The 14,199-nt window shown below is 70.6% G+C and carries 11 protein-coding genes; 6 read left to right on the top strand and 5 right to left on the bottom strand.

Going from position 1 to position 14,199, the window contains the following annotated elements; all coding sequences use genetic code 11:
* Positions 1-21: 21 nt before the first annotated feature.
* The 3 genes from J2Y49_RS24305 to J2Y49_RS24295 all read right to left on the bottom strand — a co-directional run bounded on the left by J2Y49_RS24305 (position 22) and on the right by J2Y49_RS24295 (position 4,794).
* A complete protein-coding gene (locus J2Y49_RS24305; RefSeq protein ID WP_310117565.1) occupies positions 22-1,455 on the bottom strand; it encodes a UdgX family uracil-DNA binding protein in 1,434 nt (477 codons plus the stop codon).
* An 11-nt stretch (positions 1,456-1,466) separates the two neighbouring features.
* Positions 1,467-2,678 carry a putative DNA modification/repair radical SAM protein gene (locus J2Y49_RS24300; protein ID WP_310117563.1) on the bottom strand — a complete coding sequence of 404 codons (1,212 nt, stop codon included), beginning with the start codon at positions 2,676-2,678 and terminating at the stop codon, positions 1,467-1,469.
* A 103-nt stretch (positions 2,679-2,781) separates the two neighbouring features.
* The gene (locus J2Y49_RS24295; RefSeq protein ID WP_310117561.1) at positions 2,782-4,794 is read right to left on the bottom strand and encodes a tetratricopeptide repeat protein; all 2,013 of its coding nucleotides are present in this window, start codon (positions 4,792-4,794) and stop codon (positions 2,782-2,784) included.
* A gap of 402 nt (positions 4,795-5,196) precedes the next feature.
* Here J2Y49_RS24295 and J2Y49_RS24290 point away from each other — a divergent pair, with 402 nt between their 5' ends.
* On the top strand, positions 5,197-5,877 hold the full coding sequence (locus tag J2Y49_RS24290) for a DUF2076 domain-containing protein (protein ID WP_310117560.1): 681 nt from the start codon (positions 5,197-5,199) through the stop codon (positions 5,875-5,877).
* A gap of 90 nt (positions 5,878-5,967) precedes the next feature.
* Here J2Y49_RS24290 and J2Y49_RS24285 read toward each other — a convergent pair whose 3' ends face one another.
* A complete protein-coding gene (locus J2Y49_RS24285) occupies positions 5,968-7,326 on the bottom strand; it encodes a nucleotide sugar dehydrogenase (RefSeq protein ID WP_310117558.1) in 1,359 nt (452 codons plus the stop codon).
* A gap of 185 nt (positions 7,327-7,511) precedes the next feature.
* On the opposite strand from J2Y49_RS24285, the gene J2Y49_RS24280 reads away from it, so the two are divergent.
* A complete protein-coding gene (locus tag J2Y49_RS24280) occupies positions 7,512-8,378 on the top strand; it encodes a hypothetical protein (RefSeq protein ID WP_310117556.1) in 867 nt (288 codons plus the stop codon).
* A 30-nt stretch (positions 8,379-8,408) separates the two neighbouring features.
* Here J2Y49_RS24280 and J2Y49_RS24275 read toward each other — a convergent pair whose 3' ends face one another.
* Positions 8,409-9,314: a neutral zinc metallopeptidase gene (locus tag J2Y49_RS24275; protein WP_310117554.1), complete on the bottom strand. Its 906-nt coding sequence runs from the start codon at positions 9,312-9,314 to the stop codon at positions 8,409-8,411.
* 396 nt (positions 9,315-9,710) lie between these two features.
* Here J2Y49_RS24275 and J2Y49_RS24270 point away from each other — a divergent pair, with 396 nt between their 5' ends.
* The 4 genes from J2Y49_RS24270 to J2Y49_RS24255 all read left to right on the top strand — a co-directional run bounded on the left by J2Y49_RS24270 (position 9,711) and on the right by J2Y49_RS24255 (position 14,187).
* On the top strand, positions 9,711-9,935 hold the full coding sequence (locus J2Y49_RS24270) for a hypothetical protein (RefSeq protein WP_310117552.1): 225 nt from the start codon (positions 9,711-9,713) through the stop codon (positions 9,933-9,935).
* 55 nt (positions 9,936-9,990) lie between these two features.
* Entirely contained in the window at positions 9,991-10,524 is a 534-nt protein-coding gene (infC, locus tag J2Y49_RS24265; protein ID WP_081506050.1) for a translation initiation factor IF-3, read from the top strand.
* Positions 10,525-10,819: 295 nt separating this feature from the next.
* Positions 10,820-12,823: a PAS domain S-box protein gene (locus J2Y49_RS24260; protein ID WP_310117549.1), complete on the top strand. Its 2,004-nt coding sequence runs from the start codon at positions 10,820-10,822 to the stop codon at positions 12,821-12,823.
* 134 nt (positions 12,824-12,957) lie between these two features.
* Positions 12,958-14,187 carry a D-alanyl-D-alanine carboxypeptidase family protein gene (locus J2Y49_RS24255; protein ID WP_310117548.1) on the top strand — a complete coding sequence of 410 codons (1,230 nt, stop codon included), beginning with the start codon at positions 12,958-12,960 and terminating at the stop codon, positions 14,185-14,187.
* Positions 14,188-14,199 lie beyond the last annotated feature (12 nt).

Raw genomic sequence — 14,199 nt, 5'->3', positions numbered from 1 at the left:
TGATCATACTTATCGAGACCGTCAACCCACCCCTTCCACCATCTCCCGCGCCCGCCGCAGGTCGATGACGAAGTCGCGATAGGCCTGCTCCGCCGCCTCCCCGGCCGGCAGGCGCAGCAGGTAGGACGGGTGGACGGTGACGAAGCCGTTCCAATCCCCCAATCCCCTTTGGCCGAACCCCATCGGGCCGCGCTCCCGCAGGACCGAGACGCTGCGCCCGGTCAGCGCGAGGGCCGCGGTGGCGCCCAGCGTCACCACCAGCCGCGGACGGACGAAGGACAGCTCCTTCATCAGCCACCAGCGGTAATGCTTCACCTCGCCGGCGGTCGGCGACTGGTGCAGGCGGCGCTTGCCGCGGGCGACGAACTTGAAATGCTTCACCGCGTTGGTCAGGTAGGCGGCGCGGCGCTCGATCCCGGCCTCCTCCAGCGCGCGGCTCAGCAGCTGGCCGGCCGGACCGACGAAGGGCCGGCCCTCCAAATCCTCCTGGTCGCCCGGCTGCTCGCCGACGATGGCGATGACGGCCCCCTCCGGCCCCTCGCCCAGCACCGCCTGCGTCGCCCCCGGCACCAGAGGATCGGCGGCCCGGATGATGCGGTTCAGTTCCGCCAGCGTCGCCGGCTCCTGCCGGGCCATGGCGGCGACGGCCTTGTCGGGGTTGCGGCGGCGCGGGGCCGCGGCCTCCGCCTCGATCATCGCCTGGACGCGGGCGGGGGCGGAGCGGATCATGGCCGGAATGGCGGCGGCTTCCGGCAGGTTGGCCCAGTATTTCCGCGGCATCTCCGCCCGCATCGCGGTGGGGTTCACCCGCGCCGGGTTGAAGGTGCTCTCGTAATAGCGCTGCCAGCCCTCGGCGAAGCGGTCGTCGCGGTCGAGCCCCTCCGGCCTCAAAGCCGCCGGCCCGATTGTCAGCGACCGCCGGTCCCAATGCAGCGATCCCACCGGCGTCAGGATGGTCCAGACCAGACTCTCGAAGCGCTCGACGAAGAAGGGGGCGGTGGCCTCGACGATGAAATGGTCGGGCTCGAACCACGCGACGTAACGTTCCGCCCCATTGGGGTCGCGCACCTCGCGGAAGCGCAGGAAGGCGTGCATCTTGTGCAGGTCGCGCCGCACCGCCTTGTCCAGCAGCGCCAGCCGGTGCACCAGCGGGTCGGCATGGTGGTCGAGCATGTCGCGCTCCCCCCGCAGCACCCGCCGGACCAGCCGGTGGAGCAGGGCGTAGCGTTCCGGATCACGGTGGCAGACCACGCTTTCGATCAGCGCTCCCACCGGGCGCGGCAGCGGAACCGGCGGCGCGTCCGCCGGCAAGGGGGCGGCATCCCCGAACAGCGACGGTGCCTCCCCGCCGCTCCAATCCACCTCATCAGGCTCCACGCCCAGGGCGACCAGCCCGCGCAGCGTACGGCGGAAGCCGTCCAGGTCGGCGCCGCCCTTCAGTTCGACGCGATGCATGATTCAGAACCTCAGAACAGGCTGAGCTGCTTGGGCGGCGCCACCAGCCTTTGCCGCAGGTCGGCGCGGTCGGTCAGCCCGCCCGGATGGTGGTCGGCGGCGATCAGGAAGGCGCGCGCCCGCTTCAGCCCCGACGACAGCCGCGCCACATCCTCCAGCCGCAAGGTGGTGTGGCGCCGCGCCTCGACGATCTTGTCGACCGCCCGCGCCCCCAGCCCCGGCACGCGCAACAGCATCTCGCGGTCGGCACTGTTGACGTCGACCGGGAAGCGCTCGCGGTTCTTCAGGGCCCAGGCCAGCTTGGGGTCGATGCCGAGGTCCAGCATCCCGCCCTCGCCCCCGGCGGCGATCTCCTCCACCGTGAAGCCGTAATAGCGCAGCAGCCAGTCGGCCTGGTACAGCCGGTTCTCGCGCTGCAGCGGCGGCGGCTTGGCCGGCAGGGCGGAGCTGGCCTCCGGGATCGGGCTGAAGGCCGAATAATAGACCCGGCGCAGCCCATAGCGGCGATAGAGCGTGTCGCTGGTCTCCAGCACCGACAGATCGGTGGAGGCATCGGCGCCGACGATCATCTGGGTGCTCTGCCCGGCAGGGGAGAAGCGGCGCTTTTCCTCCTTGGCCTCCAGGATGCGCTCGCCCACCTGCCCCATCACCGCCTTGATCGCGCCGCCGTCCTTCTCCGGCGCGAACTCCTTCAGGCTGCGGTCGGAGGCCAGTTCCAGGTTGATCGACAGCCGATCGGCCCACAGCCCGGCCTGCTCGATCAGCCAGGGGCTGGCCTCCGGGATCGTCTTCAGGTGGATGTAGCCGGCGAAGCCATGGTCGCGCCGCAGCGTGCGCGCCACCAGCATCAGCTGCTCCATCGTGTAATCGGGCGAGCGGATGATGCCGGAGGACAGGAACAGCCCTTCGATGCAGTTGCGCTTGTAGAAGCCCAGCGTCAGCCGGACCACCTCATCGACGCTGAACCGCGCGCGGCGCACGTTGGAGGAGCGGCGGTTGATGCAGTAGGCGCAGTCGAACAGGCAGTAGTTGGTCAGCAGGATCTTGAGCAGCGAGACGCAGCGCCCGTCCGGCGTATAGGCGTGGCAGATGCCGGCCCCGGTGGTCGAGCCGATGCCGTCCGGCCCGCCCGTCCGCCGCTTGGCGCCCGAGGACGCGCAGGAGGCGTCGTACTTCGCCGCGTCGGCCAGAATCCCGAGCTTTTCGAGCAGCGCGTCGTTCACCGTGGAGGCTTCCCTCTCTCTTGAAGATGTTCGCAATATGTTCTTTTGAAAGCAAAAGGCAAGCCGAATGGCGGGGGCAAAATCGCGCCTCCGGCCCGTCCCTTCAGCCCTGCCGCATCGCCTCGCCCAGCTCCCGCAGCACGCCGTCCCAGTCGCCCGGCGCGCCCTGCTGGAACAGCCGGACCGACGGATACCAGACCGTGTCGCGGCGCCCCTGCATCCAGCGCCAGTCGGCGGCGTGGGGAAGCAACGCCCAGGTCGGGTGCCCCAACCCGCCGGCGAGATGGACGGTCGAGTTGTCCACCGACACCACCAGATCCATGGCGGTGATCAGCGCCGCCAGCCCGTCGATGTCGGCCCAGGCATCCAGCCCCGGATCGGCGATGCCGGCGGCGGCGGCCTCCGCGGCGACGTCGCCATATTGCAGGCTGACCAGTTTGACATCCGTCCCGTCCAGTGCCCCGGCCAGCCGGTCGAGCGGGATGGAGCGCAGATGCCCGACCGAGGCGTTCTTGCTGCTCCAGGAAAGCCCGACCAGCCGATATCCATGTCCATGGCCGTCCCCGATCCGCTGCCGCAGTTCCGCCACCCGCCCGGGATCGGCCTTCAGGAAGGGAGGCTGGCGGCCGGCGAAATCCTCCATCCGCCGGCGCATCAGGCGCGGCAGGCTGCCGGCCGGGATTTGCGCGACCACGTCCGGCGCGGTCAGCCGGCGGCTCAACGGTTCGCTGCGCGCAACCACGGTGACACCGGGCAGGCCGCGGGCAAACAGCGGGGCCAGCCGCGCGTCGCAGTCCAGCACCACCCGCATGCCTTCCCCGGCCAGCTGTGGGATCAGGCTGGCGAACATCACCTCGTCGCCCAGCCCCTGTTCGCCCCACACCAGCAGGCTGCCGTCGCCCCGCCCGCCATCGGCCAAGGGCTGCCCGTCCCAAAGCGGCTGGGGAAATCCGACCCGCGGGAACCGGCCGGAGGCCACGGCCCAACCCTGTTCATACTCGTCCCACCCCTCCGCCAGCCGGCCGAGCGTCAGCAGGGCGATGGAGCGGTTGAAGCGGGCCTGAGCGTGGTTGGCCGGGTCGGCCTGCATCGCCTGGTCATAGGCGTCCAGCGCGTTCCCGGCATCTCCCCGCGCCATCAGGGCGGAGCCCAGCGTGTTCCAGCCCGTGGCGAAGCCGGCGTCCGCCGCGACCGCGGCCCGCGCGTCCTGCTCCGCCCGCTCCAGCCTTCCCAGCTTCAGCCAGCCGTCGGCGCGGTTGTTCAGCAGCACGGGATTTCCCGGCAGCAGGACCAGCCCGCGGCCATAGCCGGCCACCGACTCCGCAAGGGAGTCCCCCTGCCGCCCCAGGCCCTTCAGTCGGTTGGCAAGCTCGTTCCACAGGACGGGGTCGTGGGGCGCGAGCGTCACGGCGATGCGTGCGGCCTCCGCCGCCCGCTCCGGCAGCCCCTCCCCCGCCAGCAGCGTGGCCAGGGTGGTGAACGACCAGGCATCCGACAGGTTTCCCAGGGCGATCATGCCGCGACGGTGGATGGCCAGGGCGGCGCCATTTCGCCCCGCCCCCTGCTCCATGGCGGCAAGCCGCAGCAGCGCCTTGGGGGACGCCGGCTCCAGCATCAGCACCGTGCGGAAGCCGTCCCGCGCCCTCGAAGCCTGCCCCTGCGCCTCGCACAGCAGCGCACGGTTCAGGTGGAGGTCGGCATGGAGCGGCGCCGCCGTCAGCAGTGCCTCATACTGCTCCTTGGCCTCGGCCAGCCGTCCCAGATCCTGGAGCAATCCCGCCAGTTGGAAGCGTGTCCCCGCCTCGTCCGGCCGCAGGGTGACGGCATGGGCGTAATGCCGGGCGGCCCGGTCGGGCCGGTTCAGCGCGGCCTGGATCCGCGCCAGATTGACATGGAAATCGGCGACGTCGGGAGTGACGGCGATGGCCTGCGCGATCCGGCCTGCGGCGTCCTCCGGCCGGCCGGTCAGCGCTGCCAGGATGCCCCATAGGTGAAGCGCATGGGGATGGCCGGGGGCGGCATCGAGGATGCGGCGATACAGGATATCGGCTTCGTCGAAGCGCCCGGCCTCCTGATGATCCAGCGCTGCGATCAGCGCTTCCTGCAATGTTGCCATGGCCTCTTATAGGATGGGGGAAATCGCCGGTCCAGGCCCCGTCCAGGCCCGGCCCCCTTGGGGCGCAAATTGTGCGGGTGCCGTCTTGACAGGAAAGCGGGACAGGGCCACGTGCTCATCACCTGGATCCGGGCCCCTCTGGCGACTTAGACGTGGTCGCGATGTCGGATCTCTTCACCTGCTTTTGCGCCGACGGGCGTGACCGCACTTGGAGGGACTGATGTCCTCACCCCTTGGAGCATCGCTGAGATGCCGCCCCCGGCTTCCGGCCCTTCCCGCTCCCGCCGCTTCCCCGACGCGCGCTGCCCCTCCGGCGCGCGGCCGCACCCTTGCGCCGCTTCGGGCAGTCGGCGCCGGCAGCGGAACCTTTCTTTCAACCTCTTCATGAAGACGAGCATCGCCATGGACCACACCGAACGCCAGATCATCGACGACTTGTTCGCCAAGCTGCATCAGGCCGAGGCGCAATCCGGCCCGCGCGATCCCGAGGCCGAGGCGCTGATCCGCGAACGGATCGCCCGCCAGCCGGCCGCCCCCTATCTGATGGCGCAGGCCATCGTGATGATGGAGCAGGCGCTCGCCGCCTCCCAGGGCCGCAACGAGGAGCTGGAGCGTCAGCTGCGCGAGCGTCCCGCCCCTGCCGCCGCCCCGGCCCAGTCCGGCGGTGGCGGTCTGTTCGGCAGCCTGTTCGGCGGCGCCAGCCGTCCCGCTCCGCAGCCGTCATATCCGGCGGCGGCCCCGGCTGCCGCCGCCATGCCGTCCGGTTCGCCGGCCGGTTCGCCCTGGGGCCGTCCGCCGGCTGCTCCCGGCACTCCCGTCTACGGCGACCCGCGCGTCGCCGGCTATGCCCAGCAGCCGCGGGCCGGCGGCGGCTTCATGGCCGGCGCCATGCAGACGGCGGCCGGCGTCGCCGGCGGCATGCTGATCGGCAGCGCGCTGTCCAGCATGTTCTCCGGCGGCGAGGCGGTGGCGGCTGAGGCCGCGACCGCCGCCACCGATGCGGCCACCGCCGCCACCGACCATGTCGAACAGACGGTCGAGGACAGCGGCTGGGGCGATTTCGGCGGCGAAGAGGAGCTCTGAGCCCCGCACCGGTTCGCGGGAGAAGGCCCGCGGGAGGGAGGCGGCCCGCCCTCCTTCCGCGGCCCGGGTTTCTTCAGGCGCCCGGTTTTCTCAGGCCTTCACGATGCGGTCGGCGAAGCCCTCGATGCCCTCCACGGTCCGCATCGCGTTGCGGGTGTCGACCACCAGCGGGCAATGGGCGGCGAGGCTTGGATAGTCGATGCCGTCATGGTCGGTGACGATCACCGCCGCGTCGAACCTCGCTAGCGTTTCCGGTTCCCAGGCGATGGAGGTCCGGCCGGCGAGCGCCGCATGCTCGCGGGTGACCGGCAGCACCGGGATGAAGGGGTCGTGGTAGTCGACCGCCGCCCCGCGCTCCAGCAGCATCTCCATCAGCCGCAGCCCCGGCGACTCACGGCTGTCGTCGACGTTCTTCTTGTAGGCCATGCCGACCAGCAGGATGCGCGACCGGCTGAGCCCGATGCCGGAGCGGCGGTCGAGCGCCAGGGCGAGGCGGTCCACCACATGGCGCGGCATCATCGTGTTGACCTCGCCCGCCAGTTCGATGAAGCGGGTGGAGATCTGGTACTCGCGCGCCTTCCAGGTCAGGTAGAAGGGGTCGATCGGGATGCAGTGGCCGCCCAGGCCTGGGCCGGGATAGAAGGGCATGAAGCCGAAGGGCTTGGTCTTCGCCGCCTCGATCACCTCCCAGATGTCGATGCCCATCGGCTCGAAGACGATCTTCAGCTCGTTCACCAGGGCGATGTTGACGGAGCGGAAGATGTTCTCGGTCAGCTTGGTCGCCTCCGCCGCCCGCGTGCCGGAGACGGGGACCACCTGCGGCACCACCTGCTCGTAGAGCGCCACCGCCAGCCGCCGCGCCCCCTCGTCGTCGCCGCCGACCACCTTGGGGATGGTGCTGGTGGTGAAGGTGATGTTGCCGGGATCCTCGCGCTCGGGCGAATAGGCCAGGAAGAAATCCCGCCCGCTGGCCAGCCCGGTCTCCTCCAGGATCGGCCGCATCACCTCGTCGGTGGTGCCGGGCCAGGTGGTCGATTCCAGCACCACCAGCTGGCCCGGCCGCAGCCTGTCGCGGATCAGGCGGGTGGAAGCCTCGACGAAGCTCAGGTCCGGTTCGCGCTGCGGCGACAGCGGGGTGGGGACGCAGACGATCACGGCGTCGCAGGCGGCGAATGCGTCGGCATCGGTCGTCGCCCGGAACCGCCCGGTCGCCACCGCCCCGGCGATGCGCCCGTCGGCGATCTGCCGGATGTAGGAGCGCCCGCCGTTCAGCGCCGCCGCCTTGGCCGGGTCGATGTCGAAGCCGGTGACCGTGAAGCCGGCGCCCGTCAGCGCCAGGGCCAGCGGCAGCCCGACATAGCCGAGCCCGATCACCGCCACCCGCGCGCTGCGGCCGCGATAGGCGCTTTCCAGAGACCGGATGTCGGGTGCGGTGTCCGCTGTGCTCATCATGCCGTTCCGTTTGAAAGGACTGGGCCGCCCGGACGGGCATCCCGTCTGCAGCAGCCGAATGTGTGACGGCCGGCACGGCTTTGCGCAACCCTCCGTTCCGTATGGGGTGCGGGGATCGGAAACTCTGGCACCGGGATGGCGAAGGGTGCCAATTTGCCGGGAAACGACGGATCCCGCCCGCCATGACGCAGCATTTCCCGCCCCTCCTGCCCCAGCAGATCGCCCCGGTGGACGAGCGCCAGTCGGCGCTGACCGCCCGCCACCTGGGCGGCGATCCCGCGGTGCTCTACGGTTACTTCATGGCGCTCCGCGAGGAGAGCGACCGGGCGCTCGCCGGCCTGCCGCCGGCCGGCGGCAAGCCCTATCCCTATGGCCGCTGCGAGGAGATCACCCGCGACCTCTTCGCCCGCCTGTTGCAGCGTCTGGCCCAGCCGGCCGGCCCGGTGGAGCGCGCGCTGCGCGCCTTCGTCGAGGAGGGCGGCGTGCTGCAAAGCGTCTGGGGCGTCCTGCGCGAGCAGTATTTCCAGAACGCGCTGCAGATCGGCGCGCTCTATGTCGACGTGTCGAACGACACGGTGGTGGTTACCAAGCCGAAGGTGGAGATCCTGCCCATCGAGTCCTCCGGCCTGGTGCCGGTGCGCGACCTCGACCATTTCCGGCAGACGGCGGAGCGCTATTGGGGGGCGACGCTCTACGCCAACCATCTGGCCCCGACCCTGGCTCCCCTGCTGCCGGTCCTGTCGGTCAGCCCCGGCCGGCTGGCGCCCGGCCTGCAATCGGCCTGCGACTACATGATCGGGCTGATGTGCCGCGACCGCTTCCGGGGTGCCGAACGCTGGCTGGAGACCGCCCCCGCCCCGCCCGCGGAACTCGCCGCCGCCTGTCTCGCCACCATCCCCGCCGACCTGCGTCCGCTGACCGGCCAGCCCCGGCTGGAGGCGGTGGCCGCCTGCCGCCGCGCGCGGGAAGCCGCCTGCTGGGCCGACCCCGACTGGCGCACCGCCCGCGTGCTCGACTATCTGCGGCTCATGCGCGGGGCGGGGAGTTAAGTCCCTCCCCCGCCCTCAAGCCTGCTCCCTTTACAGCCGGTCCGTGCCGAAGGTGTCGCAGGCCTCGATCCGGCCGCTTTCCAGGCCGGTGCGGAACCAGCGGACGCGCTGGGCGGAGCTGCCGTGGGTGAAGCTGTCGGGGCTGACGGTGCCGCTCGCCTGACGTTGCAGGCGGTCGTCGCCGATGGCACTGGCGGCGGTCAGCGCCTCTTCGACGTCGCCGGGCTCCAGCATGCGGCGGTCGCGGTTGGCGTGGTTGCCCCAGAGTCCGGCGAAGCAGTCGGCCTGCAGTTCCAGCCGCACCGACAGGGCGTTGGCGTCGGCCGGGTTGCGTGCCCGCTGCTGCGCCGCCTGCACCTGCTCGGAAATGCCCAGCAGGGTCTGCACATGGTGGCCGACCTCATGGGCGATGACATAGGCCTGGGCGAAGTCGCCCGGCGCCTGGAAGCGGTCGCGCAGCTCGCGGTAGAAGCCGAGGTCGATGTAGAGCTTCTGGTCCATCGGGCAGTAGAAGGGCCCCATCGCCGCCTGGGCCCGGCCGCAGCCCGACGACACCGTGCCGGTGAACAGCACCAGCGTCGGGTCCTGGTACTGGCGCCCCATCTGCTGGAACAGGCCCCGCCAGGTGTCCTCGGTGTCCGCCAGCACGACGGAGACGAAGCGCTTCAACTCGTCGTCGGCTTGGCTGCGCGGGGCGGCCTCGCCGATCTGCGTCCGCCCGGCCGTGCTCCGGTCCGCCGGGTCGCCGCCGTTGAGCAGGACCGTCGGGTCGACGCCCAGCACCACCGACACCAGCAGCAGCACGACGACCCCGCCGATGCCCAGCCCGCCCTTGCCGATGCGGATGCCGCCCCGGCCTCCCCCGCCGAAACCTCCCCCTCCCTGGCCGCGCCGGTCCTCGACATTCTCGCTTTCCCGTCCGCCCTGCCACCGCATCGCCGCCCTCCTTCCGGCCATCCTTCGTGATGGACCGGTGGAGACGAAACCATGGGGCCGCCCGCGCGTTCCCTGGAGGCTCCTTAGCCAGAAGGAGAGCCAGAAGGAGGAGATGAGCGGAGCAACTTGAAAAAACCTCTCCCCACCCCCATCTCGGGACATGGCCGACACCGCATTCGCGGTGCGCTTCCCTGCCCCCTCCGGTTCATCGAGGGGGAGCTTTCCTCGGGGAACGCCGGTCTTTTGGGGGCATGCCCGTTCCGGGGCCGGTCCCGCTTATCGGAGCCTTGCCGGGCGGTGTCCGCCGCAACGGCTCCCGTTTCAAGACGCCACACTCACAAAGAGCCGGCCGGCCCCCGAGTCCATCGGTCCGCCCATCCGGCCTGGAGGATTTTCATGACGACCCCGATCCTGTCGACCGCTTCCCATTCCACCGGCCATTTCGCCGCCCAGTCCGCGCTTGCGCCGGCTCATCTGGCCGCCACCCGCCGTTCCACCCACTCCTCTGCCGGCCATTTCGCCGCAGTTGACGGCAAAAAGTCGGATTTCCGCTCCAATCCGGAGCCGTCCGGCTTGACCCGGGGCGAACTGCGGCAGATTGTGCTCGACATCCTGGGCTGAGACTCTCGGCCCGGGCTCGTCCCTTTCTACCCCTCCACAGCCATAGGAGATCACCATAGCCAAGCTCTACGACGCGGACCCCGTCCGCGAAGGCCCGCGCCTCAACCGTGAAATCACCGCCCGGATGGTCCGCCTCGTCGGCGCCGACGGCGAGATGGTCGGCGTGGTGCCGCTCCGCCAAGCGCTGGAAGCCGCCGCAGATGCCGACCTCGACCTCGTCGAAGTGGCGCCCCAGGCGGATCCGCCTGTCTGCAAGATCCTCGATTACGGCAAGTTCCGCTTCGAGGAGCAGAAGAAGGCCAACGAGGCGCGGAAGAAGCAGAAGATCATCGAGCTGAAGGAAATCAAACTTCGGCCGAACATCGACGATCACGATTACGACGTGAAGATGCGCTCCGCCATCCGCTTCATCGAGGAAGGCGACAAGGTCAAGATGACCATGCGCTTCCGCGGTCGCGAGATGGCGCACCAGGATCTCGGTCTGAACGTGCTCGTCCGCGTGCGCGACCAGCTCCAGGACATCGCCAAGGTCGAGCAGATGCCCCGGGTCGAAGGCCGCATGATGGTCATGGTGCTGGCCCCGCGCTGAGCGCGGGTCCGGTCCTTGCCAAGGGGACCATGCGGGGCGGTCCGCCGCCCCGCCCCTTTTTCCCACCTCCTTTCCCTCTCTTTTCCCGTTGCCGGACCCTTTTCCGACCGGCCCCGGTCCCGACGATTGAAAATCCCTTCTCGGATTGCCCGAGGGCTCTTTCAGGAATATTTCGCGTGATGCGGCGGAATAATACCTGACTATTCGCATTGGGTTATTGACCCTGTCGGCATCGACCGCGGATCATCGGGAGCCTTGTTTCCTCTCCCCTCCCGTGTCCCGGAAAGTCGTTGTTATGAAGGTTGAACACGCCACGTCCGCCTGGGAGCCCATCTCCGGTGAGCGGCGGTTCCAGCTGCTGGTCGACAGCGTCGGCGATTACGCGATCTATCTGCTCGATCCGAACGGGATCGTCAGCAGCTGGAATTCCGGGGCCGCGCGCTTCAAGGGCTATACCGCCGACGAGATCATCGGCCGGCATTTCTCCAGCTTCTACACGGACGAGGACCGCGCCGCCGGGGTGCCGCAGCGGGCGCTCGCCACCGCCTTGAACGAGGGCCGCTTCGAGGCGGAGGGCTGGCGCGTCCGCAAGGACGGCACCCGCTTCTGGGCCAGCGTGGTGATTCGCGCCGTTCGCGACGAGACCGGCACGCTGATGGGCTTCGCCAAGGTCACCCGCGACATCACCGAACGCAGGATCGCCGAGGAGGCACTGCGGCGCAGCGAGGAGCAGTTCCGCCTGCTGGTGCAGGGCGTGGTCGACTACGCGATCTTCATGCTCGACACCACCGGCCGCATCAGCAGCTGGAATGCGGGCGCGGCGCGGATGAAGGGCTACGGCGCCGACGAGATCATCGGCCGGCATTTCTCCAGCTTCTACACGGACGAGGACCGCGCCGCCGGAATGCCGCAGCGGGCGCTCGCCACCGCCTTGAACGAAGGCCGCTTCGAGGCGGAAGGCTGGCGCGTCCGCAAGGACGGCACCCGTTTCTGGGCCAGCGTCGTCATCGACGCCATCCGCGACGAGAGCGGGGTCCTGCGCGGCTTCGCCAAGATCACCCGCGACATCACCGAACGCCGCAAGGCCCAGGAGGCGCTGGACGAGGCGCGCGAGGCCCTGGCCCAGGCGCAGAAGATGGAGGCGGTCGGCCAGCTGACCGGCGGCGTCGCCCACGATTTCAACAACCTGCTGCAGGCGATCAGCAGCAGCCTGGAACTGATCGAACAGCGGCTGGAAGCCGGCCGCACCGACATCGCGCCCTTCGCCGCCACCGCGCGCGCCGCGGTGGATCGTGCCTCCACCCTGACCCGGCGCCTGCTGGCCTTTGCCCGGCGCCAGCCGCTGAAGCCGGAGCGCGCCGACCTGAACGCGCTGGTGGCGGGGCTGTGGGACCTGCTGCGTCGGTCGGTCGGCGAGACGATCCGGCTGGAGCGCCGGCTGGAGGAGCCGCTGTGGCCGGTCCATGCTGACGTGAACCAGATCGAAAGCGCCCTGCTGAACCTGGTCATCAACGCCCGCGACGCCATGCCCGGCGGCGGAACCGTGACGGTGGAGACCGCCAATGCCAGCTTCGCCGCAGCCGACCTCGTCAACGATCCCGGGGTGGCGCCCGGCGATTATGTGGCGATGACCGTGCGCGACAGCGGGACCGGCATGCCGCCGGACGTGCTGGCCCGCGTCTTCGAGCCCTTCTTCACCACCAAGCCGATCGGCCAGGGCACCGGCCTGGGGCTGAGCCAGCTCTACGGCTTCGCCCGCCAGTCCGAGGGCTTCGTCCGCATCGACAGCGCGGTCGGCCGGGGCACGGCGGTGCATCTGTGCCTGCCGCGCGATCATGCCGCTTCCGCCCCCGTCTCCGACGAGGGAACCGCACCGGCCGAAATCCCCGTCCCGCCGCCGGGACGGGCCGGGGCCGGCCGGGGCACCGTGCTGGTGGTGGAGGACGAGGAGCTGGTCCGCATGCTGCTGGTCGAGGTGCTGGAGGGCGACGGCTACACCACGCTGGAGGCCGCCGACGGCACCGAGGCGCTCGCCTGGCTGGGCGAAGCCGGAGCGGTCGACCTTCTGGTGACCGATGTCGGGCTGCCCGGCCTGAACGGCCGCCAGCTGGCGGAGATGGCGCAGGCGCGCGATCCCGACCTGAGGGTGCTGTTCCTGACCGGCTATGCCTTCCAGGCATTGGACGACCGGCCCGGCGACGGCGCCGATGGGCTGGGCCGCAACACGCGGGTGCTGGTCAAGCCGGTGGCGGTCGACGCTTTCCGTGCCATGGTCGGCTCCATGCTGTCCGGCCGCTGACGCCCGCCGGAGGACAGCCCCGCTCCACTCCGCTCCGCCCTGTTCCGCCCGCCCTCTCCACCCCATGGGGGAAACCACAAAGCCGACAGCGCCCGTGCCGCAGCGGGGCTGCGCCAACCGCCGGACCTGAGACGATGCCCCTGCTCGCCCGTGCTTCGACGCCACCGCTCTCCCTGACCGCCTTCGCGGTCCTGTTGGGCGCGGTCCTGTTGGCCGCGATCCTGCTGGTTTCGCAGCCGGCCTGGGCCAAGGGCAGCCGCAAGGCGGATTGGGCGCCGGTGGCGGCGGAGATCCTGATGGAGGCGGGCAGCGGCAAGGTCCTGCAGGCGCGCAACGCCGACACCCCGACCTACCCGGCGTCGCTGACCAAGATGATGACGCTGATGCTGACCTTCGAGGCGCTGGACCGCGGCACGCTGCGGCCGGACCAGCGGCTGGTGGTGTCGCGGCATGCAGCCTCGATGCCGCCCTCGCGGCTGTGGCTGGCGCCCGGCAGCACCATCACGGTGGAGCAGGCGATCCTCGCCCTGGTCACCCGCTCGGCCAACGACGCCGCGGTGGTGCTGGCGGAGGCGCTGGGCGGCAGCGAACCGGCCTTCGCCGGCAAGATGACCGCCCGTGCCCGCGCGCTCGGCATGCGCCGCACGGTGTTCCGCAACGCGTCCGGCCTGCCCGACCGGCTGCAGCGGACGACGGCGCGCGACATGGCGATCCTGTCCCGCGCGCTGATCCGCCGCCACGCCGGCCACTACGCCTATTTCCAGCGCCGCAGCTTCGACTGGCAGGGCACGACGGTCCATGGCCACAACCGCCTGATGGCGCGCTATCCCGGCATGGACGGCATCAAGACCGGCTACATCGCCGCATCCGGCTTCAACCTCGCCGCGTCGGCGGTGCGGGACGGGCGCCGCCTGATCGCCGTGGTGATGGGCGGCCACAGCGCCGCCACCCGCGACGACCGCGTCGCCGACCTGCTGGACATCGGCTTCAAGCGCCCGACCAGCCCGGCCAGGCCGGCGCCCGCCACCCCGGATCTGGTGATCACCAGGAAGAGTTCGACGGCCGCCGAACGCAGCACGGCGGTGAGCGTCGCCGTGCCCTCCGCCAAACCGTCCACCGGGTCCGCCGGCGGACCCTGGTCCATCCAGGTCGGCGCCTTCGCCAACCGTGCCGCCGCGGCGCGCAGCGCCGGCGACACCGCCAAGCGCTTAGGCGCGCTCGCCGCCGGCGCCAGCCCCGAGATCGTCCGCTCCGGCGGCCTCTACAAGGCCCGGCTGACCGGCTTCCCTGCCGCGAACGCCGACGCCGCCTGCGCCGCCCTGAAGGCTGCCGGCCATGGCTGCTTCGCGGTGGAGGGGCGGTAATCCATCGCGGGG

It is taken from the genome of Azospirillum sp. BE72 (genome assembly GCF_031455875.1).
GTDB lineage: Bacteria > Pseudomonadota > Alphaproteobacteria > Azospirillales > Azospirillaceae > Azospirillum.
This window is presented reverse-complemented; position numbering and strand designations above follow the sequence as displayed.